This window comes from Algoriphagus aquatilis (genome assembly GCF_042657405.1).
GTDB lineage: Bacteria > Bacteroidota > Bacteroidia > Cytophagales > Cyclobacteriaceae > Algoriphagus > Algoriphagus aquatilis.
In genome coordinates this window covers 29837-54651 of sequence record NZ_JBHSKS010000019.1, presented here as the reverse complement: position 1 = coordinate 54651, position 24815 = coordinate 29837, and the positions used below count along the sequence as shown (strand labels likewise).

Sequence of the window (24815 nt, the reverse complement as noted above, 5' to 3'; positions counted from 1 at the left end):
GGCTGACGCCTCAAAAATCAATTTCTCCGACTTCGTCAACATCCAGAAAAAATTACAAGCACTCAAAAAATCAGATAATCCTACACTAGCAGCAGCGTTTCATACCAGAAATTAGCCAAACTTGAGCCAATTGTTGCTGAAGCAATAATTGGTGCAAACTATTTTACCAAGTAGGAGTGCAAGGTGAGATCAATAACTTACTCCTTTTCTTCAGTCTGGTTTAGGTAATTTTTTACTTGTAAGCTTCGCAAAAAAATCAGAATCAGTGGGATGAGCCATATCAATTCGTTGAATACCAGATGAAAAATGCTACGCTTGTTCCAACCCAAATCAGGTGCAAATCCCAACGTAAACCAGATGGCAAGGATGATTTTCCCTGTAATTCCCCCCAAAATCAACCATACCCAAGACACAGGATAAAAGGCCGAGAAGAAAATGACTAACCCTACCAGTATCCCAAGTCCCCCAAAGTATCCTGCAGGTAAGGGTTCTAGACCAGTATTGCCCATGGCCATCCATCGTAGTAACACATCTCCGAAATACTTGTAGAAGGCAGACCAAGCGATCGTATACATCCCTGCTAAGAGCAGCAATCCGCGGTAGTGCATGGGAAAAGTGGGAAAGCTCGGTTTTTGATCCATGGGTGGTTTGATTTTTTTTGGGTAATTGAACACCTTCAGGCGCTACTTGTTTGGCAATTACACAAAACTATCCAATGGAACGAAAAAATCACCTAGGCTCCCGTCCTTTTCTGGCACTTGGAGCTGCAGCCGTACTTGCATTTGGCTTTACGCTTGGAAGAAATTTTGGTGACATCACACCAGCCACTATCGATTCGGCAGCGGACTTGATTGGCCTTTCCTATACTCCGCAGGAAAAAGACAGCATGATCGCTACGCTGAATAACCATCGCAGCAATTTTGAAATCCTACGCAAGACCAAGCTGGAAAATTCGGTTGCTCCATCCTTGGTATTCAATCCTCTACCACAAGGATTTTTCCCAAGTCAAGACCAAAGAGCATACGACTGGGGGTTGCCAAGTAAAGTAGAACTCCCGGCTAAGGAAAATGACATCGCCTACCTTCCGGTTAGCCACCTTTCCGTTTTGATCAAAAACAAACAAATCAGATCGGAGCGACTGACCAAAATCTACCTGGATCGGATCAAAACCTATTCTGACACACTCGAATGCCTTGTGACACTGATGGAGGAGACTGCTTTGCAAAAAGCCCGAGCCATGGACAAGGAACTGTCTGAAGGCAAATACCGCGGACCATTGCATGGCATTCCTTACGGGATCAAAGATCTTTTGGCTGTAAAGAACACTAAAACCACTTGGGGAGCGATGCCCTACAAGGATCAGGTCATCGATGAGACTGCCACGGTGGTTCAAAAACTGGAAGAAGCAGGTGGGGTCTTGGTTGGAAAGTTTACCCTTGGCGCCTTGGCAATGGGAGATGTATGGTTTGGCGGGGTGACCAAAAATCCCTGGAATCTCAAGCAGGGGTCTAGTGGTTCCTCGGCTGGGTCGGCTTCAGCGGTCAGTGCAGGGCTTGTTCCTTTTGCCATCGGTACAGAAACACTCGGATCGATCGTTTCCCCTTCTACCCGGAATGGGGTGACTGGCTTGAGGCCCACCTATGGCAGGGTAAGTAAGCATGGTGCGATGGCCCTAAGCTGGTCGATGGACAAGATCGGCCCCATTTCCCGTTCCACTTTGGACAATGCAATCGTGCTTTCCGTGATCAATGGAATGGATGAAAAAGATGCCAGTACAATTCCTGCGGCTTTCAATTATTCTGCAAAGAATGAGGTCAAAAAACTCAAAATCGGTTACTTCAAACCGTTTTTTGAAGGCGATCGGCCCAATATCAAAAATGACCAAGCGGTGTTGGAAGTGTTGAAAAATCAGGGAATCGAGCTTCATCCGCTCGAACTCAAAACCAGTATCAATGCTGCGCCTTTGGTGTCCATGCTGATGGTAGAAGGCGCGGCAGCCTTTGATGAGTTGACCCGACTGGATTTGGATGATCAGATGGTCGCGCAGCATCGCAATGCCTGGCCAAACCTATTTCGGGCAGCGAGATTCATTCCTGCCGTAGAATATGTGCAAATGAGCCGTCAGCGAAGTATTTTGATCAAAGAAATGCACGACTTGATGAAAGAATACGATGTCATTGTCACGCCTTCTTTCGCTGGTCAGCAGCTGCAGATCACTAACCTGACGGGTCATCCTGCCCTTTGTCTGCCCAATGGCTTTGCTCCAAACGGCAGCCCGACTTCCATCACCCTTTTGGCAAATCTTTTTGATGAAGAAAAATTGATCATGGTGGGAAGACTAATCCAGGAAAACACCGACTGGCAAGCCAAACGGCCTCCGATGTTTGATAAGTAGCAAAAAGGGCTCTCAGTTTTTTTGAGAGCCCTTTTTGCTTATTTCAGTAGACCTGAAATTTTAATATGCGTAGGTTTCAAAAACATCACCTTTTGAGTAGTCTCGATGAGGTAATGGTCCACTTTTCCTGTGGATTGGTTGAGATAAAGCTCGCCTGAAGTGGCTGAGAAGAAAAACAGATTTTCCTCCCTCATTTTAAAAGTGATAGAGGCAGGATAATTTTGAAAATACCTGACCTTGATTTCCTTCACTTTACCTTTGGAATCTGGCAAAAGACGATGAACCAAATAGTCTGAGATCGTTTCTGTGGAATAAGAACTCGCCAAGGAAGGAATATTGATATCAGCCTGATAGAAATAGTCAAATTCCTCTTTCCAATCCTGAATGGAATAAACCACTTCCTCGGTTTGCTCTTCCCCGTTGATCGCGGACGTCTTGATGACTGTCACACTATCAAGTTTTCCGATTTCGAGATCTAGAAAGCTCTTTACATCAAAGTAGGGTAACTTTTCGAGCTTACCCTCTTTACTAGAAGATGTACAGGAAAAGGCTGCCCAAATGAACAGCCCCAAGAGTGAGAATTTTAGAATTTTCATGAGTTTAACAGGATATCTCCGGTCATTTCTGATGGGATATTCACCCCCATGAGGGTAAGAATGGTAGGTGCCAAGTCCCCCAATTTCCCGTCTTTCACCGGAAGTTGTTCTTTGCCATCAACCAATATAAAGGGTACCAAGTTAGTCGTGTGAGCTGTGTTTGGCGTGCCATCCTCATTAATCATCATGTCTGAGTTACCATGATCCGCGATGACGATGACAGTGTATCCATTTTCCAAGGCTGTGGTGACCACGCTTTGCGCACAGGCATCGACGGCTTCACAGGCTTTGACAGCAGCATCAAAATCTCCTGTATGCCCCACCATGTCTGCATTGGCAAAATTGAGACAGATGAAATCAGCACTTTTCTTTTTGAGTTCAGGATTGATTTTAGCTGCTATTTCAAAAGCACTCATTTCAGGCTTGAGGTCATAGGTAGCGACTTTTGGAGAAGGACAAAGCAATCTGCTTTCCCCTTCAAATTCTTTTTCTCTACCTCCCGAAAAGAAAAACGTCACATGTGGATACTTTTCGGTCTCAGCGATACGGATTTGCTTTTTACCTGCACCTTCTAGGACTTCTCCAAGTGTATTATTGAGATTGTCTTTTTCAAATAATACCTGAACACCGGTGAAGGTGTCGTCATAGTTGGTAAACGTGATGTAGTCGAGGGACAGCTTTTTCATGTTGTAATCCTCAAAATCACGCTGGGTCAAGACCTGTGTTATCTCTCTTCCACGGTCGGTGCGGAAATTGAAGCAGATGACCAAATCACCTTCTTCGATGACCGCGATTGGCTTGTTGTTGGTACCTGCCTGAATGATCGGACGGATAAATTCGTCAGTCACATTGTTTTCATAGGATTTTTTGATGGAGGCTAGGATGTCTTTCGACTTTTCTCCTTCGCCATGAACCATCGCGTCATAGGCTAGCTTGACACGCTCCCAGCGGTTGTCCCGATCCATGGAGTAATATCTTCCAATGACTGAGGCGATTTTGCCTGCTGAGGTTTTTAGGTGCTCCTGAAGGTCTGCCAAATATTTGATTCCGCCTTTTGGATCGGTATCTCTACCGTCTGTGAAGGCATGGATAAATACCTGATCCATGCCATGATGCTTGGCAGCATCACACAATCCTTTGAGGTGATCGATATGTGCATGGACTCCACCATCTGAAACTAGTCCAATGAAGTGGGCTTTTTTCTTCTCAGCTTTTGTTTTTTCAAATGCAGCTGCCAAAACAGGATGGGTGTTAAGTTCCCCGTGTTTCACAGCCTGATTGATTTTGACTAGGTCTTGATAGACCACCCGGCCTGCGCCGATATTCATGTGGCCTACTTCAGAGTTACCCATTTGTCCTTCCGGAAGACCCACGGCAAGACCGGAGGCTTCAAGCTTGGCATGGGGATATTTGGTGTAAAGGCTATCCACAAATGGCGTTTTGGCCTTGTCAATTGCAGAAACTGCCGGGTTGGTCGCGATACCCCAACCGTCCAAAATCATCAATAAAACTTTCTTATCCATGGGGCAAATATATTACTTTTCGATCCAATCTTTCCCCCAAAAAGATATCAGGCAAATCTTGTCTTGGATTTTTCCATAGGATCTAAAACAACTTTTGAATACAGATTTTTTGGCTTGGAATTTGCAAAAATGGGTTGATGCTCAAGGTTAACCTGATCCTATTCTTACTTCTTTGGATTTCGCCATTGGTGGAAAGCGGCTCAGCCTCTCAGATTGATCCGATCATTTCGGCGATACAGGGAGGCTCAAGCAGTGAATTGGCTAGGTATTTCAATCCTACTATCTCTTTGAATATCAATGGACAACAAGGAGAGTATTCCAAAAACCAAGCAGAAATAGTACTCAAGGACTTTTTCAAAAAAAATCCACCGATTGATTTTTCTCTTGTTTTCAAGAATGAAAACCAAAGCAGTGTAAGTACTTACATCGGAGAATATGCCTCCGGTCAGGGCTCTTACAAAGTGTTTATTAAAGTGTCCCAAGTGGAAAATTCCTTCCGAATTTATGGGCTGGACTTTGTGAAAAGCTAGTTTTCTAAAAAAGTTTTCGGTTTCCAGCCAGCCAAAAAGGCTATTTTTGCTTCATGAAACCAGCTTATTTGACTCCCGAGGCATTACAGAATTTTATCAGCTCTGCATTGAGCGAGGATATTGGGCCTGGAGATTTTTCTTCTTTGGCGTCCATTCCCGAGAATAAGCAAGGCAAAGCCAAGTTGATCATCAAAGATGCTGGAATCTTGGCCGGAGTTGAGTTAGCAGGGATGATTTTTACAGCCGTGGATCCTGGGCTACAGGTTGAGTTTTTGAAGAAAGATGGAGACCAAGTCGATCCTGGAGATATCGGTTTGATTGTTTCTGGTTCTTCTGTTTCGATCTTGTCTGCCGAAAGGCTTGTACTCAATTGCATGCAGCGAATGAGTGCCATCGCAACTAAAACCCATCAGCTTACCCAATTGATTTTTCACACGAAAGCGCGTCTGATGGACACTCGTAAGACGACTCCCAATTTTCGTCTGATGGAAAAATGGGCCGTGCACATCGGAGGAGGTGTCAATCACCGGTTTGCACTCTATGACATGGTGATGCTCAAAGACAATCATGTGGACTTTGCAGGAGGAATTCGTGAGGCGATCACTCGCACGAAAAAGTACCTCGCTGAAAATGGGCTAAACCTTAAGATCGAAATCGAAACCCGAAATCTCAATGAAGTCAAAGAAGTACTGGAAGTCGGTGGAATCGATTACATCATGTTGGACAACATGGACTACGCTACGATGCGAGAAGCTGTGCAGTTGATTGGGGGAAGATACTCTACCGAAGCTTCGGGAGGAATCACCGAGGAAACCCTCGCAGCAGTGGCCGAATGTGGGGTCGATTACATTTCTATGGGCGCTTTGACCCACTCGGTAAGGAGCTTGGATATCAGCTTAAAAGCTTTTTAAGACGTGGTAAGGCAATTCTAGGTTCGCCAATGTGAGTGTCTTCATTCTCATTAATTCCGAACTTACTTTTTCAAGAAATCCACATTCCGTTTGATCCCTGAGAATTTGGTGCGTTTTACCGCAGATTTGGAAAAAACTCTTAAAAACGTTTCCTCCGTCATTTCGACCCATTCTTTGTTTGAAAAGTTGGCTAATTCCTCATTGGGTTTAAATGCCGGTTCTTGATGCGGTCGGGAAAAGCGATTCCAAGGACACACATCCTGACAGATGTCGCAGCCGAAAACCCAGTTTTCCATCTTTCCAGCAAACTCATTCGGAATGGCCTCTTTGAGTTCGATGGTCAAATACGAGATACACTTTGACGCATCAATCACCTCTGGCTGTACAATGGCATCGGTGGGACAGGCATCCATGCAGGCGGTGCAAGTACCACAATAGTCTTTCGCTAGAGGCGTGTCGGGTGTCGCTTCCAGATCGATGATCAACTCCGCCAAAAAGAAAAAACTGCCCATCTGCCGATTGAGAAGCAGACTGTTTTTCCCAATCCAACCCAGTCCGGCTCGCTGTGCCCACTGCCGCTCCATGACAGGTGCCGAGTCTACAAAGGAGCGCCCGTTGATTTCGCCGATTTCTTCCCGTAGCACTTCCAAAAACTCCGTGAGCTTAGCCCGAATCACGTCGTGGTAATCCTGGCCATAAGCGTATTTGGCGAGCTTGAGGTCTTCGGGCTGATGAGGAAGCTGCTTTTCCGGGTAGTAATTGTAGATCAGGGAAACCACCGTTTTGGCTCCTTCGACGAGTTTGGTGGGATCCAATCGCTTGTCAAAGTGATTGGCCAGGTAGGCCATTTTACCCTGATAGTTGCGATTGAGCCACTCTTCCAATCTGGAGGCTTCTGAGTCCAAAAAACCTGCTTTGGCAATCCCGCAATAGTCAAACCCCAGTCGTTTTGCGGTAGATTTAAGGATTTGGGCGTGTTTTTCGGAGGAGGTCATAGCAATACGAAAAGTAGGTTAAATCATTTTAATGAGGAAATTGAAAACATTCATAAAAAGACACGTATATTTCAAGTGAACACGTGTGATTATGAAAACGAAACTAACCTTGACCGTCAAAAAAGAGATTGTAGAAAAAGCCAAGAGAAGGGCTGCAGGCCAGGGAATTTCTCTATCCAAGATGATTGAGAATATTTTTGAAAAGGAAGATCCTTCAGTTCAATACTCAGATTCACAACTTGCTGCTAAAAAACTCCTAGAAAGATTAGAGGAAATGGAGCCTACAAAGGCACCAAAAGAGTCCGACAAAGTAGCTTTGACTAAATATTTGAAAGAAAAATATGGTTAAGATTTTTCTGGATACCAATGTGGTCTTAGATATTATTGGGAAAAGAGAGCCATTCTACCATGAAGCGAAATTGTTTTTGGATTTACATGCCAATGGGCTAGCCAAACTTCAAATAGCGGAAAGCAGTATCGGAAATCTTTATTACTTGGTGTTCAATGTGTACAAATTGCCTTACTCTGAATTTACGATGAGTCACTTTTTTAAAGCCTGTGAAATACTTTCAGCAGGCAAAGATTTGATATATAAATCTTTGGAATCCGATTTTAAAGACAAAGAAGACGCTTTGCAGTACTATACGGCTTTAATGAATGGATGCGATTTTTTGGTCACAAGGGATAAAAAAGACTTTAAATTTGCCAAAGAAATCCGTGTCCTCTCCCCAAAGGAATTTTTCTCGAACTAATTAATCCTCTCCCCTCCTCAAATCCTCCCGATCCTGATACCACTGCTCATCAAAGGTCTCCTCGATTTCAACTGGTGCAGCCAAAACCGCCCACACCATCCACAAGATCAAAAATGGCCCTGCCAAAAAAATCGCCCAAATCAAAACCTGCGCGATATTGAACTGAATTAAAGTGACAAAAAGGATTAACACTCCCGTCATGATCCCTACTGCGCTGTGATAGTTTTGCATCTTTTCACCGGTTTTTATTAGGAATACTAAACTCAGCAGCCTCTCCCTTTGTTAAACCCTCAACAAACCCAGTAATTCAATTCTTGATCCTTAGACTTCTGTTACCTTACAAAAAGTCTTGAATCTTGTGTCTAATCTCTAGCTTCTTGAAATGAAAGGATTTCGCTTTACGCAATACGTGCCTCCACAGGACCCGGAGAAAAACACTTTCGAAAACCTGCTTAACATATTTCTTCAGCTCGTTACCATGACGGGAGGAGATGTGGCTGAGGCGCTGAGCTGGCTAACCAATCTGGACAAGCGGTACAACCTTACCAATCCCAACTACGGCATTGGGGACTTTATTGAGGACCTCAAATCCAAAGGCTACCTGACCGAGGAAAACCAAAAGGGAGAGTTCAAAATCACCGGAAAAGCCGAGCAGACGATTCGTAAATCCGCTTTGGAAGAAATCTTTGGCAAACTCAAGCGAGGAAAATCAGGACAGCATAAAACCACCCATTCCGGAACTGGAGATGAGCGAGGTACCGACCGTCGGGCCTTCGAATTCGGAGACAATTTGGATCAGATCGCATTGACCGATTCCCTACGAAATGCCCAAGCCAATCACGGCCTTTCGGGCGAATACCTGCTCACGGAGGATGATTTGGAAGTCATGGAAAATGAGGTCAGATCGCAGACCTCCACGGTGCTGATGATCGACATTTCCCACTCCATGATCCTTTATGGGGAAGACCGGATCACCCCGGCCAAAAAGGTGGCCATGGCTTTGGCCGAACTGATCAAAACCCGATACCCTAAGGACACTTTAGACATTATCGTCTTTGGAAATGATGCCTGGCAGATCGAAATCAAGGATTTGCCCTACCTCCAAGTGGGTCCTTACCATACCAATACCGTTGCTGGGTTAGAGCTTGCGATGGATTTGCTTCGCCGAAGAAAAAATCCCAATAAGCAAATCTTCATGATCACCGACGGTAAGCCTACTTGCCTCAAAGTCGGGATCAAATACTACAAAAACGCCTTTGGCATCGACAGCAAAATCCTCGCGGAAACGCTCAAACTAGCGGCCCAATGCCGAAAGCTGAAAATCCCCGTGACGACCTTTATGATTGCCTCGGATCCTTACCTCAAAGAATTTGTAAAAGAGTTTACCAAAGTCAACAACGGCAATGCCTACTACAGTAGCCTGAAGGGACTTGGGGACCTCATTTTTGAAGATTATAGACGAAACCGCACCAAACGCTTCTAAGCATGGACTACCAAAAACTCACCGGACACCAACTCTTACAGATCAAGACCCTCGGCCAGCTCAAGGCTTCAGGATATCAACCCAAATCCATCAAAGAAGAACTCCGTGACAATCTGATCCAAAAGATCAAAGCCAAAGAAAATGTCTTTGCCGGCATTTGGGGCTATGAGGATACGGTCATTCCGGATATTGAACGAGCCATTCTTTCTCGTCACAACATCAACTTGCTCGGTTTACGAGGTCAGGCCAAAACCAGAATCGCGCGGATGATGACGCATCTGCTGGATGAATACGTCCCAGTATTAGTTGGCTCGGAACTCAATGACGATCCGATGCATCCGCTTTCCTCTTTTGCCAAAAATCTGATCTATGAAAAAGGCGACGACACACCAGTTTCTTGGCTTCACCGGGAGGATCGCTATGCGGAAAAATTGGCCACACCGGATGTTTCCGTGGCTGACTTGATCGGTGATGTGGATCCGATCAAAGCCGCCACGATGAAGCTTAGCTACAACGATGAGCGGGTGATTCACTATGGCTTGGTGCCGCGTTCGCACCGATGCATTTTCGTGATCAATGAACTGCCGGACTTGCAGGCAAGAATTCAAGTGGCGCTTTTCAATATTTTGCAGGAAGGAGACATCCAAATCCGTGGGTTCAAGTTGAGACTTCCCTTGGACATCCAATTTGTCTTCACTGCTAACCCGGAGGACTATACTAACCGGGGAAGCATCGTGACTCCGCTGAAAGACCGAATCGAGAGTCAGATCATCACCCACTATCCCAAATCCATCGAGATCGGCAAGAAGATCACCGCTCAGGAAGCCAATTTGGCTGGAAAGCCAGTGGACCAAATCCATGTACCTGAGCTGATGAAAGACCTGATCGAGCAGATTGCCATCGAGGCAAGAGGTTCCGAATTTGTGGATGAAAAAAGCGGGGTTTCGGCACGATTGACCATTTCGGCTTATGAAAACCTGATTTCCGCCGCGGAAAGAAGACTTTACTTGAATGGGGAAAGCAATACCGTAGTCCGAATTGCAGACCTAATCGGAGTAATTCCTGCAATAACCGGAAAGGTTGAGCTGGTTTATGAAGGCGAACAGGAAGGTGCAGGACTGGTCGCGTACAACTTGATTGGAAAAGCGATCCGTACCCAATTTGTCAACTATTTCCCTTCTCCGGAACAAAAGAAAAAGGACAAATCAGGCAATCCTTATGTGATTCCCTTGGCCTGGTTTGGGGAAGGAAACGAGCTGGATATTTTGACTTCACAAGCTGACAAGGAATACAAAACACTACTTCACTCCGTGCCTGGTTTGGAGGAAGTGGTCACTCAGATGGTGAAAAATTTGCCGGAAAAAGAGAAAGAATTCTTCATGGAGTTTGCGCTACACGGTTTGGCTGAATATTCCCAATTAAGCAAAAAGCTTTTGGACACCGGACTCCAGTTTAAGGACCTGTTCAGTTCCATGTTTGACATGGGCGCAGGTGATGAAGAAGACGACTTCGATGAGGATGACAATTAAAAAAGAGGCGCAAGCCTCTTTTTTATTATTCACCGCAGGAGATTTTCAGTGATCAGTCCCGATAGTTATCAGGAGCAGTCTCAGTCTTCAGAATCCTGACTATTGAAAACTGTTTACTGAACACTTTTTCTTTGCGTCCTCCGAGCCTCTTCGGTGAAAAAATCAAATCAAAATCAACACAATCCCCACCAAAGCCGGCAAGCCCTGCACATAGAAGATCTTTTTACTCGCTGTAATCGCCCCAAAAATCCCTGCAATCAGCACGCAGGTCAGGAAAAACAGGGCAACTTTTTCTGCCCAAATCGGATCAGTAATTACCCTTGACCAAACCAGTCCAGCTACCAAAAATCCATTGTATAGCCCTTGATTAGCAGCCATTACTTTGGTTTTGGGGAAAATCTCAGCAGGCATCTGCCGAAAAATCTTCCTCCCTGTCGTCTCCCAGGCAAACATCTCAAACCAAAGAAAGTATAGATGCAAAAGGGCGATCAAGCCGATGACGAGGTTGGTGAGAAGTTCCATAAGTTTTTATTTGAAGTTAATGAAAAAGGTCAACAGTCCACAGACGACAGACCACGGCTGAATCTGCCAATTCATGTTGCAGTGGACGGTTGACGGTCGTCCGTTGACCAAAAAACTTATCTTTGTCACATGTCCGAAATCCAACTGCCAGCCGACTTTGAAACCCAAATGCTTTCGCTATTAGGAAAGGAAGAATTCGATAATTTCAAAGCGGCAATCAATCGGACTCCGCGAACATCCATTCGCCTCAATCCCGCAAAACACTTTTCCCCTAACTGGCCCAAAAGCCCGATTCCTTGGTCAGCTCAGGGCTACTTTTTGGAAGAACGTCCCAGCTTTACACTCGATCCTGCCTTTCATGCAGGTGCCTATTACGTGCAGGAGTCTTCCTCCATGTTTATCGAGCATGTTCTGGAAAGCTTGGAAATTTCCAAAGGAGTTTACCTTGATTTGGCAGCCGCACCGGGAGGTAAAAGCACGCTTCTTTCTACCTATTTGGGAAATGAAGGACTTTTGGTCGCCAATGAAGTGATCCAATCCCGAGCTCAAATCCTTAAGGAAAATGCCATCAAATGGGGATTGGGAAATATCGTGGTGACCAACAACGATCCCGATCACTTTTCTGACTTGGAAGGTTTCTTCGATCTGGTCTTGGTCGATGCCCCATGTTCAGGTGAGGGCATGTTTCGCAAGGACCCTCAAGCAAGAGAGGAATGGTCCCTCGATCACGTCACGCTTTGCTCCTCGCGCCAAAAACGGATCATGGATCAAGCCGGAGCTTTGGTCAAAGGTGGAGGCTACCTGATCTATTCTACCTGCACCTTCAACGAGCAGGAAAATGAGGAAATGATCCGATTTCTGACTGAAGAATTCGCCTTCGAACCAATTCGGATTCCATTGGAAAAATCTTGGGGAATCATCGAATCAAACGTGGAGGTAGAAGATGGTACCTTTTTCGGTTATCGCTTTTTTCCACACCAAGTAGAGGGGGAAGGTTTTTTTATCACCGTTCTTAAGCGACCTGATTCGGCTTCCACCCAAGAACCCGGAAGAATAAAAGATTTCAAACATCCGGTCCTGAAGGTCATAGGAGATCGGGAAGGAGAGGCTTTGGACAAGGAATTGGGATTTGACCAAACTGGGAAATATTACCTCTTGAATGATTCCTACTTTAGGATCAACAAGGACTTTTACCGGTATTTTGAAAAAATCGCCCAAGCCCTGAGTCTTCGGTATTTCGGGGTGGAATTAGGCAAAAAACAGAAAAACGAATGGATCCCCAGCCCTGAATGGGCGCTTTCGACCTTGCCGAAAAATGGCTTTGCACAAGTCGAACTCAGCCACGATCAAGCCTTGGAGTTCCTTAGAAAAAACGAACAGTCTTTTGACGGCCTTCCCAAAGGTTGGATTCTGTTTACCTACCAACACTTACCTCTCGGCTGGGGAAAAAATCTCGGAAACCGACTGAACAACTACTACCCAAAGGAGTGGCGAATTAGGATGTGATTCAATCATTCTTTTATGAATTCGAATCTAGCCCATTTTTTCCGGTGACGGAGTTCGTCTCCCATCCCTAAAAATGGAGTCAGGTAAATCAGTTTTTCCACTCGTACTTCATGGATCCCTGCAGGTAAATGTGCGATCAGAATTTGACCAAAGAGGGCCTTCTGGCCTGTCAAACCGGCTCGAACTTTAGTCCATTTTTTGACTTCTATCAGTGAATCATTTACAAAAATCCGATACTGATCTTGGTAGGTTTCCAGCCTGTTCCATTGAATGGAATCTTCATTCACAAGCAGCTCATTCATTCGGGTTTTTGACTGCTCTTCTCTCTTGTAAAGGGGTAAATAAATAGTCAACACTTCAGAATTGACTGTCTTGTGAGTAGTCCAGACCCGAGCAAAGCGATTTTTTTCGGAATTGTATTCTTCAAAATACCCTTCATCTTTTGGCCATTCGTATTCAGCGTCATCCAAACTGACATTGATCTCATAGTCGCTAAATCCGCTCAGATCATTCGATATAAAGGGAGCAGAAATCGCCAATAAGAGGAAAGAAAAATAGGTGAATGCCCATTTGCCTAAATTACTCTGGTAGACCGCACCGATCGTTCCGCTCATACTTTTGCCGATACTGTGCTTCACTTTGGATTCCTTTTTTACAAAAGTAGTGACCACCAAAACCACCAAGGATAGCATAAAGATCACATAAATCACCTGAAACTCTAGGTCGAACAGGATGTACAACCCAAGGAGCGCGGACAAATAAAGGGAAATGCTAAGGATAGGTACTGCAACCGATATCGGAAATCCATACAGCATACTGCACCAGCGCTCCAGTTTGATCAGGTAGGAATTAGGATGTGGGTAATCTACATTTTGAGAAAATTTAAACAGGTTTTCTTTGATTACCCCTTGCGGAAAAGCATAAGTAATTCCCAGCATACCCGCCCAGATAAATCGCATGATGAGGTGGATCACCAGGAAGATTTTAAACACTGTAATCACTAAAGTGGCGTAAACTAACACCAACTTGCCGGGAATTGCTTCCAATCCATAATCCTGAATCAGCATCACCGAAAAGTCAAATAGCTTGGAAGGGATGATGAACAAGACTGCTAAAGTGATACCTGAAATAATAACCTCCGGCTCCCAGCTGTTTTTCTGTAAATGTTCCAGCCAAGTGAGGTCCTGTTGTTTTTTATCTGTCTGTGGCTCCATAAAAAAGTGGATAAGAGACTAAAAATGAGATTTTTTCAACCATTCCAAAACTTTTTCCCTGGGCAGTGCCTCCATTTTTCGATTATCTTTTCCAACCATCGTTTCGGCTGCAAAAAGTGAGTTGATAATTGCTTCCTCGGTGGCTTCGATGACTGCCATAAAAAGTGCCGTCATATCTTCATTTCCCAAAAATTCTGCTTTTTGAAGCGCCTGAGATGGTACCGAATGCGGAATTCTCAAACCCTCTGCGGTGGAAAAAGCAATCACATAATCTCCCGAGCCATTGGAAGCAATTCCGCCAGTCTTAGCCAGGCCCATCATGGCACGCTGGGCCATTCGCTCCAGATTCCGTTCCAAGACGGGTGCATCAGTCGCCACCACGATCATGCAGCTGCCATCAGATTTTTCCAAGGCATCTTTGAAAGGGTACTTCCCTAGCATTTCACCTACTGGGACACCGGCGATTTGCAGATTTCCTCCAAAATTGGTCTGCACCAAAACTCCTACCGTGTGGTTGCCCAGACTTTCGGGAAGCCTTCTTGAAGCAGTTCCGATTCCTCCTTTCCATCCAAAACATACCGTGCCTGTGCCCGCACCGACATTTCCTTCCTCGACTTGACCTGTTTTTGCGGATTGAATAGCCTGCACGACTTCATCTGGAGAAATATGCATGCCTCGAATATCGTTCAGGTATCCGTCATTGGTTTCACCTACTACCGCATTGACCGATTGGACCGATTCATTTCCGGGTTGACTGAGTGAATAGCGAACTACCCCTCCGATTCCGGCAGCGACGCTCAAAGTATTGGTGAGGATAATAGGTGATTCCAGATTTCCCAATTCTTGCACTTGGGTGACGCCAGCCAGTTTCCCAAATCCATTTCCTACAAAAATCGCAGCGGGTACTTTCTCCTGAAAAAGATTTCCCCCGTGTGGCAGAATTGCAGTGACACCCGTTCGGATATCTGATTCCCCGATTTTGGTCAGGTGGCCGACCTTGACCCCGGGCACATCCGTGATGGCATTGAGCGGACCAGCAGGCAAAATACCGAAAGGGACCCCCAAATCGCGGGGTCGGGGTTGGGAAAAACTTGGATGCATCATCAGGAAAAGAAGGAGTGTGAGTAAACTCAATGCAGATGGGTATTTCATGTGATTATAATTTGATTTTTAAAGGCCACATGGAATCTCGCAAATCTTATAATCATTCCAGTGTGTGACTTTTTAGTCATGCTCGATTTCATGCTGGCGAGACTAAATTTTCAATTTTCAAATCTTCCAATTTTCCAATAATACCTATCTTACCTACCCTTTCCAAGAACCAAACAGAAATGCTCAAAAAACAACGATACGAGGCTTTTATCCAGCATTTTTCCGAAAATATGCCCGTGGCGGAGACCGAACTAGAATACGAAAATCCGTTCCAACTCTTGGTCGCCGTCGTGCTCTCTGCTCAATGTACCGACAAACGTGTCAATATCGTCACCCGCGAACTCTTCAAGCATTTCAAAACTCCGGCAGACTTTGCTGCTACTCATTTTGATGAGCTTTTTCCACACATTCGCTCAATCTCTTATCCCAACAACAAGACCAAGCACTTGATCGGCTTAGGCAAAATGCTAATCGAAGATTTTGGTGGGGAAGTACCCTCCACGGTGGAGGAACTGGTTAAGTTGCCCGGTGTAGGCCGCAAAACTGCCAATGTGATCACTTCGGTGGTATGGCAGCAGCCCAATATGGCCGTGGATACGCACGTGTTTCGGGTTTCCAGACGGTTGGGATTGGTGCCATTGACTGCAAGGACACCCTTGGAAGTCGAAAAGCAACTCGTCAAACATATTCCTAAGCAATACATTCACAAGGCTCATCATTGGCTGATTCTTCATGGTCGCTATACCTGCTTGGCCAGAAAACCCAAGTGCGAGGAGTGTAACATCACGCATCTTTGTAAGTTTTTTGAAAAAAATCAGGGAAAAGAACCCAAAGAACAATTAGAGGGCTGATGTGTGGGATTCATTTGATATGGGGGAAAAGTGCCAAAAAAGCGTCAATTCAGACGCTGGTCCAAGCCTCGAGCCATCGTGGGCCTGATCAAGAGGCATGCTATTCTCCTTGGCCCGGTCTCTGGATAGGGGTCAATCGCCTGCGAATCCTACATCCCGGACCGGATGCGGATCAGCCTTTTTGGACCAAGGATGGAACAGCCCTCCTGATTTGGAATGGGGAGATTTACAATTTCCGAGAGCTCAGAAAGCTCCTCCAATCTCTTAGTGTGGAGATGGTCACCCAATCAGACACTGAAGTGTTGGTTTATTACCTGAAGTTATTTGGGACCGAAGGGCTCAAGAAAATCCAGGGAATGTTTACCCTCATCTATGTGGATTTGGTAAGTAAATCAGTTTTGGTAGCTCGCGACCCAAATGGGGAAAAGCCGCTTTATTTTGCCCAACATCAAGATACGCTCTTCATTTCCTCTGAAACTCGAGGAATAGCCCAAGTGACCCAAGCCAAAGCGGATCTGGAGCAGTTGGAAAATTATTTCTACTTCAGAAATCCTACCCCTGGGAAGACTTTTTACAGAGGAGTGAGAGCCTGGAAGCCCGGTCGGTACAGCCAGATTTTGCATCACAACACCTTTAGATGGGATACTTTATTCATCCCAAATTCAACTGAAAAAACCATTACCCAAGAACTGTTTAAATCCACCTTAGAAAAGGTAATTCTCCATCAGTTTCATGCAGATGTACCCTTGGGAGTTATGCTGAGTGGAGGAATGGATAGCAGCTTACTCTACGCGCTTTGGTATCAGCAGACAGGTACTCCACTTCCCGCATTCACGATTCAGGTCGAAAAAAAGTACAGGAAAAAGTACGCTGACGGAGATGCTGCCAAACGATTTGTTCAATCCTATCCAGCTGATCATCAGCTAGTCGAGATTGACCAAAAAACCGTATTGAACCATTGGGATGAGTTTGTCAGCAGTGTAGACCAGCCTATTGGAGATTCGGCAGGATTTCTCACGTGGATGATTGGCAAGAAGGCCAAAAATCAAGTCAAAGTCATCGCTTCCGGTGCCGGTGCCGACGAGCTTTGGGGTGGCTATCAGCGGCACAAGGCTTTTCATCAATACCTGAGTAACCAATCCTTTTGGATCACTTGGGCGCCTCTGCTTCAAAAACTTCCTTTTGGCAGAGAGTGGAAAAAATTCACTTCCGCCATCAAACCAAACGTCCAAGAAACCTTCCTCAACTTCTCCGCGCTTAGCAACCCCAATCCGGATCTTTACGGGGATTACCTTAGGATCATGGATCCAAATTTGAATACCTATAAATCAGCTTTGGATTTTGACCGGCAGGTTTATCTCGTGCAGGATGTGCTCAAGATTCAGGATAATTCGCTTATGGCACATGGAATCGAAGGACGGTCGCCTTACCTCGATCCGCTACTCATTTCGCTATGGAAGCGCGTGAATGATTCTTCAGCCTTGAGGGGCAAACCTTGGATGGCTTCTTGTCTGGAAGAGTTGAACCTCAGCTGGATTTCAGAACGAAAGAAAACAGGCTTTGGGCTTCCTCTTTTGGAATGGTTAGGGGAAAATGGGCCATTTGCCAAAAAGGTATTTGCTACCCTGAAAGATTTTGCCAATAGTTACCGTGCAGAACTTCCCCAGGAAGTCTTACGGCTGTCTCAGCAACCGGAGAATTATGTAAAAGACCACTTTTTAGTGATCTATAACCTCTTTCTTCTAGCTGAATGGCTGAAATTGCAAGAGTAATGAGGCTTGTCTACATCCATCAGTATTTCCGCACCCCCGAGCAAGGGGGAGCTGTCAGATCCTACCACCTAGCCAAAGGCTTAGCGAAGGCTGGTGTGGAGGTAGAACTGATCACAGCTCATTCTGGAAAAACCTATGATCAGCGCTGGATTGATGGGATTAAGGCGCATTACCTCCCTGTGGCTTATGATCAGAAATTTGGTTTTTTCAGAAGGGTATGGTCTTTTTTGAGATTTGTCAGACAAAGCAAAAAGCTTCTGAAGAAGCTCTCCCGTCCAGATTTGCTTTATGTCACCTCCACACCACTGACCACAGGGTGGATTGGGTTGTGGGCAAAAAGAAAGCTTGCTCTTCCTTACATTTTTGAAGTGAGGGACCTATGGCCGGAAGCACCGATTCAGGTAGGCGCGATCCAAAATCCCTTGTTGATCCGATTTTTGAGGCGTTTGGAGAAAAAAATCTACGATCAATCCCTAAGCTTAGTGGCTTTATCCCCAGGGATAGCCGCTCATCTCAACCAGATCAGTCCCGATCGTAGCGTGTCTTTGATTCCCAATTTCTCAGACCTCAGTCAGTTCTTTCCTACTGAGAAAAACCATACCCTTGCTTACTCTATCGGGCTGACCTCAGGTTTGACAATCACCTATACCGGAGCCTTGGGTCAAGTGAATGCGGTAGAGGAATTGTTGGATCTTGCAAAAATGGCCCAAGAGCGAGGGAAAAACTGGAATTTTCTCATCATGGGTGAAGGGAGTCATGAGGCCCTCCTTCGGGAAAAAGCAAAATCCTTAAATCTCCGGCATACCCATTTTCTTCCTTTTGGCTCCAAGGAGCAAGTCAATGAGGTGCTGGCTCTGGCGGACTTTGCCTGGATTTCTTTTGCACATTATCCTGTGCTGAAAACCAACAGTCCCAACAAATTTTTCGATGCCATTGCTGCGGGAAAGGCCATTTTGGTCAATCACAAGGGGTGGGTGCATGACTTGGTCAAGACGCATGGGTTGGGAATTTCTTTTCTCCCCGGAAAATGGGTAAAAGCATTCGCCAGATTGGAGGAGTTGGAATCTCAGCATGACCAAATACAAAAGATGGGAAACAGAGCCAAAAACCTGGCCGAAACTCAATTTGCCAAGGAACTAGCCGTGAGCCGACTCATCGAAGTGATCCAGCCTACTCCAAAAGCTACTCCTGGCGACGTGGTCGATATCCGGACTGCCTGAATATCTTTTCCGCATCGGACTCAGCCATCAGCAAGGGAAGCTCGATGTCTTGACTTGCTTGGTAATCATCCACAATATTCCATCCTACCCATCTGCCCAGTCTTCCCGGGGCATTGGTGCTGATGGCGTCGGTGAAAGGAGCCTCGCCGATGTACTTGCGGATTTCAAATGGATTGGTCTGGAAAAGGAGTTCATTTTCCACAAAGTGCGACCAGATAAACTCTTCATTAGCCCAGCATTCTTCGATTTCGGCTGGGGTATAGCCGATGATAAACTGGTCGGAGGTGCAGGGCATGATGGCTTTCACAAAATGGTAGGCTTTCCCATAGAAAATCATTTCGGATAGCAGACGATTGTCAGCAGGATTTATCTGGTTGTATCTGGAAGAAATCGCCAAGACAATCATTGGCACCAGGTACTTTCGCTCATACCTGTTGGCGAGGTACCTGGGTAGATCCGGCTGAAATGCGTGGTCGGCGGGGAGGAAATAGTCCAAGCCAATGACAATCATATCTTCCTCGATCAGTAGATCAGTGGTAAATCCTGAAACATAGGTGTACACTTTAGGAATTTTGAAATCGGGGAAATAATGCTTGATGTAGGCAAAAGCATGTTCCAATTCCGTTTGGATATCCGAGATGTCTGCAAACTCCACCTTTACCGAATCGTGCAATACCTTCAAAGCCGAATCGGTATGGGCGGTCAGGAGTACGGATACCAAGGAATCCTGATTGGGGTAAAGCCCTTTTTCCAAAAATCGGTCAGCGAAATCAGGGTACTTTTCGATCAGATGATTGATGTCTTCAGCGGTTTTGGCAGCAAAAAATTCATCTTCCAAGCGAACAATTTCGACAGCAGGCTTTTGGCTGAGAATGTCGGAATCTAGTTCGCAAGCGGTTTCTTTTTTCTCGCAGGAGATAAATCCGATCAAAGAAATCAGAAAGAAAACTGAAAGGAGCTGACGCATAAGGAGAATTTTGGAGCAAAATAAAGAAAGGCTTTTGAATCAAACGACAATTTGGGGCGATTGATAATGTTTGACCTTTCCCCACTTGAATTTTTACCCCTATTTTTCAGAGTGAAAAATCAATGGATCACAGCAAAAGCATTTTTTGGGTATTTGACTGTAGGCAAAGCAGCAAATCTGGTGAAGCTTTGGGTTTCTTTTCATTGGAGCAGGATGAGCAAGCATCCATTTAGTTGGGGTTTGCCGGCCACCTTGAGCATTGAACCGACTACCAGCTGCAACCTGCGCTGTCCCGAGTGTCCATCGGGATTGAGAGCTTTCACCCGGCCCACCGGAATGCTTCAGACAGTGCTCTATCAAAAAGTCATTGACCAGGTCTCGGGACATCTGACTTGGCTTCATTTGTATTTTCAGGGAGAGCCCTTTCTACATCCTGGGTTTTTGGATCTGGTCAAGTATGCGGATGGTAAGGGTATTTTCACTTCGACCTCGACCAATGCTCATTATTTTACCGAAAAAAATGTCTCTGAAATTCTGGGTTCTGGGCTGAAGCAACTGATCGTCTCGATGGATGGTATTTCACAGGAGATCTATGAAAAATACCGGATTGGTGGCAGTCTCGAAAAGGTCCAAAAGGGCCTGATGCTTTTGCTCGAAGAGCGAAAAAAGCAGGGAAGGGAGTTTCCACGTATCGTACTCCAATTCCTCGTTACGGGACAAAATGAGCATCAAATTCCCAGTCTGAAAACCTGGTCAAAAGAAATCGGTGTCGATGAACTCCAGCTAAAGTCCACCCAGATTTATGACTTTGAAAATGGCTCTGAGCTGATTCCTTCAGATTTGGGATATTCCAGGTACATCCCTGACGGAAAAGGAACCTGGAAACTCAAAAAGCAAATGGAAAACAAATGTTGGAGAATGTGGCAAGGGGCTGTGGTCACTTGGGATGGAAAGGTCGTGCCTTGCTGCTTTGACAAAGATGCCAAACACGTCATGGGAGATTTGAGAGTCGATCTAATGGGAAAAATTTGGCACTCGATGGCCTATCAGCAGTTCAGAACTCAACTGCTTGAGGACAGATCGCAGATCGAAATCTGCAGAAATTGTTCAGAATAAATAGGTCTCCTGCTCCCAATTCTAAGGTCAGATTTGGTATAATTAAGAAATAGATGGATTTTTATCCATCGGATTACCCTTATATCCTTCGGAACCTTCTAATTCTCATGATTTTATTCAAAAGAATCTGGTACTTTTTTGCCTTGTTATGCTTTATGGCGCTGACACATCCCTCAGCCTTTGCGCAGCAAAGTACCGATATTGCCTCCATCAAAGTTGATGAACTCACGGATGACCAAGTTCAGGAATTGATCAAACGTGCGCAAGAGGCGGGGTTGAGTACTTCGGATTTTCTACAAATGGCGCAAATGCGTGGGATGCCTTCCGGTGAGGTTGAGAAATTAAGAAACCGCGTAGAAGGCCTCAGTGCTGGAAGTGGAAGTTCCAGGTCTTCTGGGGTTTCCAATCGAGATTCCAGAGTTCAATTGGATATCAACGACATTACCCGGGGTCTCACTCAAACTCAGGATTTGGCAGAATCCCAACCGGTGGACGCCCAGATTTTTGGGAGCAACCTATTTTTCCAGAAAAACAGAAGGCTGAGTTTCGAGCCCAGCCTCAATCAGGCTACTCCAAAAAGTTACCTCCTTGGACCTGGGGACCTGATCTATGTGGATATTTATGGTCAGTCTGAAAAATACTATGAGGCCACCGTCAATCCGGAGGGCTTTGTGCTTTTGGACAATATAGGGCCAGTCTCTGTCTCCGGCAAATCTCTGGAAGAGGCCACCGGAATCATCAAAAACAGAGTCTCCAAATTCTATACAGGTATGCAGGGTCCTAATCCCAATACCTTTTTGCAGGTGACTCTGGGAAATGTGAGGACGATCAAGGTGCATATCTTAGGTGAGGTTAGATTGCCGGGCACGTTTACCCTGAGTGCTTTCTCCACCGTGTTCAATGCCCTATATGCCGCAGGCGGACCCAATGACAATGGAACCCTTCGCGCGATCAAGCTCATGCGAAACAGCAAACAAGTCGCGGAGATAGATGTCTATGATTTGCTGATCAATGGTACGGCTAATTTGGATGTACAGCTCCAAGATCAGGATGTGTTGCTGGTCCAGCCATTTTTAGCGAGAGCCAAAGTCAATGGTGAAGTGAAGCGTCCTTTGACTTTTGAGGTGAAGCCTGACGATACACTCGATGACCTGCTTCGTTATGCAGGAGGATTTTCCGATTTGGCATTTAAAGACCGAATTTCCATTTCCCGCATCACAGGCAATCAGCGCTCTGTATCGGATGTCTATCAAGATCAATTTGGCCTTTTTATCCTCAAAGGTGGAGATGAACTGACTGTCGGAAAAATCCTAAATCGCTATACCAACCGTGTGCAGATCAAAGGTTCGGTATTCCGTCCGGGGACCTTTGCATTGACTGCTGGTATGACCCTTACTCAGTTGATCAAAAACGCGGAAGGACTCAAAGGAGATGCCTACACACAGCGGGCAAGTGTCCTGAGAACTAAGGAAGATTTGAGTTCGGAAGTAATCGAGGTGAATCTCAAGGAAATATTAGCGGGGACAAAGCCGGATTTGGCTCTTAAGCGAGAGGATGTGGTGCGAATCTCCAGCATTTATGAAATCCAAAACGAGCGCTATGTTCAGATTTTGGGAGAAGTAAAGCGCCCGGGTACTTATCCTTTTTCGGAAGGAATGACCTCAGAAGAGCTTATTCTCCTGGCAGGTGGGCTTCAAGAATCCGCCAATACCAAGGAAATCGAGATTGCTAGGAGGTTAGAAGATTCTGACCTGGGTACCTTGGCAGATATTCTCACTACTTCCGTCAACCCAGACCTATCTTTTAACCCCAATTCGCTTTCATTGGCTCCATTTGATCAAGTGATCGTGAGAAAGCGATCCAATTTCACCATGCAACGACTTGTTTCTGTTGAGGGGCAGGTGAATTCACCCGGCATTTTTGCGATTCAAACCAGTGTAGAAAGGATTTCCGATTTGATCAAAAGAGCAGGTGGACTGAATCAGTTTGCATATGCCAAAGGGGCAACCTTGATCCGCAGAACGGAATTTTTCAATACCGAATCTGAGCAAATCAGAAGACAGCGAAACCTCGAAGCCCTTAGGTTGAGACTGATAGAAGATCCCACTAACTCGGAGGCTCAGGAAGAACTCTTACAGCGACTTTTCAAGGATCTCCCAAAGGAAAAGGCCAATAACTCGGACAGCCTGATAGCCAATGCAAAACTGGAATCCCTCGATCAGATCGCTACTGAAACCCCAGGGTTTGATGTGAAAATCAAGGAGTCAGAAGCTGTAGCCATCAACCTTGAGAAAATCCTAGCCAATCCCGGTTCAGAGGAAGACCTGCTTTTGGAAGAAGGCGATATTCTCAACGTGCCCAAACTCCTTCAGACTGTCCGGATGAGAGGGGATGTAGTCTACCCCACCACCTTGAGATACGAGCAGGGCAGAGGACTGAAGCAATACATCAACAGTGCGGGCGGATTTGAGCGACGTGCCAACCGCAGGCAAACGTATGTCGTCTATGCTAACGGTGCTGTAAAACGTACCCACGGATTCTTTGGTGTCCGTATTTTCCCAATCGTAGAACCTGGAGCTGAAGTCATTGTGCCTACCAAAGGTCCAAAAATCCCGCTTAGACTCGGAGATGTCGTCGGAGTGACCACCGGCTTGGCCACTTTAGCGCTGGTACTTTCCCAAATCAATTGGAACAATCCCTAATGGCAGATAACCCACATTTTTCTAAAGATCAGTTTACCCTTTCCGAAGTCATCTTGGGTCTTCGGGCTTGGCTTTTATTTTTCCTAAGTCAATGGAAAGTCCTGATGATCGCGGGTTTCATTGGAGTAGGTGGAGGGGCGGTTATTTCTGTCTTAAAAAAACCTGTGTTTCATGCAGAAACTTCCTTTGTCTTGGAGGAAGGAGGCGGTTCAAGCTTAGGGCAAATGTCTGGACTTGCTTCTTTGGTGGGGGTAAATTTGGGCTCGCTAGGAAGTACAAGCGGACTTTTCCAAGGGGACAATATCATGGAGCTGTATCGGTCAGACCGAATGATCAGTGAAACGCTGTTAAGTCCATTTTCTGAAGAAAAATTGCTTATAGATAGGTTTGTAGCATTTGAAAAACTGGATGAAAAGTGGGCTTCCAAGGTGGATTTTTCGGCATTGGATTTTTCGGTACCACGGTATGCCTTCTCGGTGACGCAGGATTCGGTTGTGTTGGAAATCTCTAAGTTGATCCGCGAGCGTCAACTTGCTGTAGCAAAGCCTGACCGCAAACTCAGCATCATCAAAGTGAGTATTTCCTCCAAAGATGAGGCTTTTGCCAAAGTCTTTAATGAGACCTTAGTCAATAAAGTGAACTCATTCTACTTTGAGACCAAAACCAAAAAAACGGGGGAAAATCTCAGTATCCTTCAGACCCAAGCAGATTCTGTCAGGGCGATTTTGGATGAGAGCTTAGGGGCTTATGCCTCAGCCCAAGACCGGGTTCCTAATGCCAATCCCCTTCTTTCCTCAGGGACTGTTGAAAGCAGAAAGCGCCAAATCGACGTGCAAGCTACTGCAGGAGTCTATCAAGAGATCGTGAAGAATCTCGAGATCGCCAAGGTCAATCATCGCAACAATTCCCCTTTGATTCAAATCATTGACTCACCTCGATTTCCGCTAAAGCGCACAGAAATCCGATTGATAAAAGGGATGGTGTTTGGGGGGTTAATAGCGGGATTAATAACGATTTTTGGACTGTATTTTCGCAGACTGTATCAGAAGCATGTGCAGGAAAGCTAAACCCTAAGCTGC

23 protein-coding genes are annotated in these 24815 nt (G+C 45.6%); 14 read left to right on the top strand and 9 right to left on the bottom strand.

Features of this window, described 5'->3' with window-relative positions; genetic code table 11:
- Window positions 1-197: 197 nt before the first annotated feature.
- On the bottom strand, window positions 198-641 hold the full coding sequence (locus ACFPIK_RS16980) for a hypothetical protein (protein ID WP_377917452.1): 444 nt from the start codon (window positions 639-641) through the stop codon (window positions 198-200).
- 74 nt (window positions 642-715) lie between these two features.
- Here ACFPIK_RS16980 and ACFPIK_RS16975 point away from each other — a divergent pair, with 74 nt between their 5' ends.
- On the top strand, window positions 716-2395 hold the full coding sequence (locus tag ACFPIK_RS16975) for an amidase (RefSeq protein ID WP_377917450.1): 1680 nt from the start codon (window positions 716-718) through the stop codon (window positions 2393-2395).
- A 38-nt stretch (window positions 2396-2433) separates the two neighbouring features.
- Here ACFPIK_RS16975 and ACFPIK_RS16970 read toward each other — a convergent pair whose 3' ends face one another.
- Together ACFPIK_RS16970 and gpmI are read right to left on the bottom strand one after the other, a co-directional pair.
- Window positions 2434-2991: a hypothetical protein gene (locus ACFPIK_RS16970; RefSeq protein ID WP_377917448.1), complete on the bottom strand. Its 558-nt coding sequence runs from the start codon at window positions 2989-2991 to the stop codon at window positions 2434-2436.
- Complete coding sequence (gene gpmI / locus ACFPIK_RS16965) at window positions 2988-4514, bottom strand: 2,3-bisphosphoglycerate-independent phosphoglycerate mutase (protein ID WP_377917446.1); 1527 nt, start codon at window positions 4512-4514, stop codon at window positions 2988-2990. The genes ACFPIK_RS16970 and gpmI overlap by 4 nt, the downstream gene beginning before the upstream one ends.
- A 137-nt stretch (window positions 4515-4651) precedes the next feature.
- Here gpmI and ACFPIK_RS16960 point away from each other — a divergent pair, with 137 nt between their 5' ends.
- Both ACFPIK_RS16960 and nadC read left to right on the top strand, forming a co-directional pair.
- The gene (locus ACFPIK_RS16960; protein WP_377917444.1) at window positions 4652-5044 is read left to right on the top strand and encodes a DUF4783 domain-containing protein; all 393 of its coding nucleotides are present in this window, start codon (window positions 4652-4654) and stop codon (window positions 5042-5044) included.
- A 53-nt stretch (window positions 5045-5097) separates the two neighbouring features.
- Window positions 5098-5955: a carboxylating nicotinate-nucleotide diphosphorylase gene (gene nadC / locus ACFPIK_RS16955; RefSeq protein WP_377917442.1), complete on the top strand. Its 858-nt coding sequence runs from the start codon at window positions 5098-5100 to the stop codon at window positions 5953-5955.
- Window positions 5956-6017: 62 nt separating this feature from the next.
- Here the strand turns inward: nadC and queG are convergent, their stop codons facing one another.
- Window positions 6018-6950: a tRNA epoxyqueuosine(34) reductase QueG gene (gene queG / locus ACFPIK_RS16950; RefSeq protein ID WP_377917440.1), complete on the bottom strand. Its 933-nt coding sequence runs from the start codon at window positions 6948-6950 to the stop codon at window positions 6018-6020.
- Window positions 6951-7059: 109 nt separating this feature from the next.
- Between queG and ACFPIK_RS16945 the strand changes: the two genes are divergently transcribed.
- A complete protein-coding gene (locus tag ACFPIK_RS16945) occupies window positions 7060-7299 on the top strand; it encodes a DUF6364 family protein (RefSeq protein ID WP_377917438.1) in 240 nt (79 codons plus the stop codon).
- Entirely contained in the window at window positions 7292-7702 is a 411-nt protein-coding gene (locus ACFPIK_RS16940) for a type II toxin-antitoxin system VapC family toxin (protein WP_377917436.1), read from the top strand. Before ACFPIK_RS16945 ends, ACFPIK_RS16940 begins: the two co-directional genes overlap by 8 nt.
- Here ACFPIK_RS16940 and ACFPIK_RS16935 read toward each other — a convergent pair whose 3' ends face one another.
- Entirely contained in the window at window positions 7703-7933 is a 231-nt protein-coding gene (locus tag ACFPIK_RS16935; protein ID WP_377917434.1) for a hypothetical protein, read from the bottom strand.
- Between the two features lie 151 nt (window positions 7934-8084).
- Here ACFPIK_RS16935 and ACFPIK_RS16930 point away from each other — a divergent pair, with 151 nt between their 5' ends.
- The gene (locus ACFPIK_RS16930) at window positions 8085-9185 is read left to right on the top strand and encodes a vWA domain-containing protein (RefSeq protein ID WP_377917432.1); all 1101 of its coding nucleotides are present in this window, start codon (window positions 8085-8087) and stop codon (window positions 9183-9185) included.
- 2 nt (window positions 9186-9187) lie between these two features.
- Window positions 9188-10714 (top strand): P-loop NTPase family protein, encoded by a 1527-nt coding sequence (locus ACFPIK_RS16925; RefSeq protein WP_377917430.1) that lies wholly within the window; start codon window positions 9188-9190, stop codon window positions 10712-10714.
- 162 nt (window positions 10715-10876) lie between these two features.
- Here ACFPIK_RS16925 and ACFPIK_RS16920 read toward each other — a convergent pair whose 3' ends face one another.
- On the bottom strand, window positions 10877-11236 hold the full coding sequence (locus ACFPIK_RS16920) for a DUF1304 domain-containing protein (RefSeq protein WP_377917428.1): 360 nt from the start codon (window positions 11234-11236) through the stop codon (window positions 10877-10879).
- A gap of 129 nt (window positions 11237-11365) precedes the next feature.
- Between ACFPIK_RS16920 and ACFPIK_RS16915 the strand changes: the two genes are divergently transcribed.
- Window positions 11366-12742 carry a methyltransferase RsmF C-terminal domain-like protein gene (locus ACFPIK_RS16915; protein WP_377917426.1) on the top strand — a complete coding sequence of 459 codons (1377 nt, stop codon included), beginning with the start codon at window positions 11366-11368 and terminating at the stop codon, window positions 12740-12742.
- Window positions 12743-12747: 5 nt separating this feature from the next.
- On the opposite strand, the gene ACFPIK_RS16910 is transcribed toward ACFPIK_RS16915, so the two are convergent.
- The gene (locus tag ACFPIK_RS16910; RefSeq protein ID WP_377917424.1) at window positions 12748-13956 is read right to left on the bottom strand and encodes a hypothetical protein; all 1209 of its coding nucleotides are present in this window, start codon (window positions 13954-13956) and stop codon (window positions 12748-12750) included.
- A gap of 18 nt (window positions 13957-13974) precedes the next feature.
- A complete protein-coding gene (locus ACFPIK_RS16905; protein ID WP_377917422.1) occupies window positions 13975-15108 on the bottom strand; it encodes a DmpA family aminopeptidase in 1134 nt (377 codons plus the stop codon).
- Window positions 15109-15287: 179 nt separating this feature from the next.
- On the opposite strand from ACFPIK_RS16905, the gene nth reads away from it, so the two are divergent.
- From nth to ACFPIK_RS16890, 3 genes are read left to right on the top strand one after another with little or no spacing between them, the layout of a single operon-like run.
- Complete coding sequence (gene nth, locus ACFPIK_RS16900; protein ID WP_377917420.1) at window positions 15288-15959, top strand: endonuclease III; 672 nt, start codon at window positions 15288-15290, stop codon at window positions 15957-15959.
- Window positions 15959-17731, top strand: coding sequence for an asparagine synthase (glutamine-hydrolyzing) (gene asnB, locus ACFPIK_RS16895; RefSeq protein WP_377917418.1), 1773 nt, complete (start codon window positions 15959-15961; stop codon window positions 17729-17731). The genes nth and asnB overlap by 1 nt, the downstream gene beginning before the upstream one ends.
- A complete protein-coding gene (locus ACFPIK_RS16890; RefSeq protein ID WP_377917416.1) occupies window positions 17731-18951 on the top strand; it encodes a glycosyltransferase family 4 protein in 1221 nt (406 codons plus the stop codon). The genes asnB and ACFPIK_RS16890 overlap by 1 nt, the downstream gene beginning before the upstream one ends.
- Here the strand turns inward: ACFPIK_RS16890 and gldB are convergent.
- Window positions 18914-19918 carry a gliding motility lipoprotein GldB gene (gldB, locus tag ACFPIK_RS16885; RefSeq protein WP_377917414.1) on the bottom strand — a complete coding sequence of 335 codons (1005 nt, stop codon included), beginning with the start codon at window positions 19916-19918 and terminating at the stop codon, window positions 18914-18916. The genes ACFPIK_RS16890 and gldB overlap by 38 nt on opposite strands.
- 66 nt (window positions 19919-19984) lie before the next feature.
- Here gldB and ACFPIK_RS16880 point away from each other — a divergent pair, with 66 nt between their 5' ends.
- The 3 genes from ACFPIK_RS16880 to ACFPIK_RS16870 all read left to right on the top strand — a co-directional run bounded on the left by ACFPIK_RS16880 (window position 19985) and on the right by ACFPIK_RS16870 (window position 24803).
- A complete protein-coding gene (locus tag ACFPIK_RS16880; protein ID WP_377917412.1) occupies window positions 19985-21034 on the top strand; it encodes a radical SAM/SPASM domain-containing protein in 1050 nt (349 codons plus the stop codon).
- Window positions 21035-21141: 107 nt separating this feature from the next.
- Window positions 21142-23736, top strand: a complete 2595-nt coding sequence (locus tag ACFPIK_RS16875; RefSeq protein ID WP_377917410.1) for an SLBB domain-containing protein — start codon at window positions 21142-21144, stop codon at window positions 23734-23736.
- Entirely contained in the window at window positions 23736-24803 is a 1068-nt protein-coding gene (locus ACFPIK_RS16870) for a GumC domain-containing protein (RefSeq protein WP_377917455.1), read from the top strand. Before ACFPIK_RS16875 ends, ACFPIK_RS16870 begins: the two co-directional genes overlap by 1 nt.
- The last annotated feature ends 12 nt before the right edge of the window (window positions 24804-24815 follow it).

Bases quoted from the DNA above. Each gene is read 5' to 3' on its own strand.
- ACFPIK_RS16980 (WP_377917452.1), bottom strand. From the start codon at position 641: ATGGATCAAAAACCGAGCTTTCCCACTTTTCCCATGCACTACCGCGGA.
- ACFPIK_RS16975 (WP_377917450.1), top strand. From the start codon at position 716: ATGGAACGAAAAAATCACCTAGGCTCCCGTCCTTTTCTGGCACTTGGA.
- ACFPIK_RS16970 (WP_377917448.1), bottom strand. From the start codon at position 2,991: ATGAAAATTCTAAAATTCTCACTCTTGGGGCTGTTCATTTGGGCAGCC.
- gpmI (WP_377917446.1), bottom strand. From the start codon at position 4,514: ATGGATAAGAAAGTTTTATTGATGATTTTGGACGGTTGGGGTATCGCG.
- ACFPIK_RS16960 (WP_377917444.1), top strand. From the start codon at position 4,652: ATGCTCAAGGTTAACCTGATCCTATTCTTACTTCTTTGGATTTCGCCA.
- nadC (WP_377917442.1), top strand. From the start codon at position 5,098: ATGAAACCAGCTTATTTGACTCCCGAGGCATTACAGAATTTTATCAGC.
- queG (WP_377917440.1), bottom strand. From the start codon at position 6,950: ATGACCTCCTCCGAAAAACACGCCCAAATCCTTAAATCTACCGCAAAA.
- ACFPIK_RS16940 (WP_377917436.1), top strand. From the start codon at position 7,292: ATGGTTAAGATTTTTCTGGATACCAATGTGGTCTTAGATATTATTGGG.
- ACFPIK_RS16935 (WP_377917434.1), bottom strand. From the start codon at position 7,933: ATGCAAAACTATCACAGCGCAGTAGGGATCATGACGGGAGTGTTAATC.
- ACFPIK_RS16930 (WP_377917432.1), top strand. From the start codon at position 8,085: ATGAAAGGATTTCGCTTTACGCAATACGTGCCTCCACAGGACCCGGAG.
- ACFPIK_RS16925 (WP_377917430.1), top strand. From the start codon at position 9,188: ATGGACTACCAAAAACTCACCGGACACCAACTCTTACAGATCAAGACC.
- ACFPIK_RS16920 (WP_377917428.1), bottom strand. From the start codon at position 11,236: ATGGAACTTCTCACCAACCTCGTCATCGGCTTGATCGCCCTTTTGCAT.
- ACFPIK_RS16915 (WP_377917426.1), top strand. From the start codon at position 11,366: ATGTCCGAAATCCAACTGCCAGCCGACTTTGAAACCCAAATGCTTTCG.
- ACFPIK_RS16910 (WP_377917424.1), bottom strand. From the start codon at position 13,956: ATGGAGCCACAGACAGATAAAAAACAACAGGACCTCACTTGGCTGGAA.
- ACFPIK_RS16905 (WP_377917422.1), bottom strand. From the start codon at position 15,108: ATGAAATACCCATCTGCATTGAGTTTACTCACACTCCTTCTTTTCCTG.
- nth (WP_377917420.1), top strand. From the start codon at position 15,288: ATGCTCAAAAAACAACGATACGAGGCTTTTATCCAGCATTTTTCCGAA.
- asnB (WP_377917418.1), top strand. From the start codon at position 15,959: ATGTGTGGGATTCATTTGATATGGGGGAAAAGTGCCAAAAAAGCGTCA.
- ACFPIK_RS16890 (WP_377917416.1), top strand. From the start codon at position 17,731: ATGAGGCTTGTCTACATCCATCAGTATTTCCGCACCCCCGAGCAAGGG.
- gldB (WP_377917414.1), bottom strand. From the start codon at position 19,918: ATGCGTCAGCTCCTTTCAGTTTTCTTTCTGATTTCTTTGATCGGATTT.
- ACFPIK_RS16880 (WP_377917412.1), top strand. From the start codon at position 19,985: ATGTTTGACCTTTCCCCACTTGAATTTTTACCCCTATTTTTCAGAGTG.
- ACFPIK_RS16875 (WP_377917410.1), top strand. From the start codon at position 21,142: ATGATTTTATTCAAAAGAATCTGGTACTTTTTTGCCTTGTTATGCTTT.
- ACFPIK_RS16870 (WP_377917455.1), top strand. From the start codon at position 23,736: ATGGCAGATAACCCACATTTTTCTAAAGATCAGTTTACCCTTTCCGAA.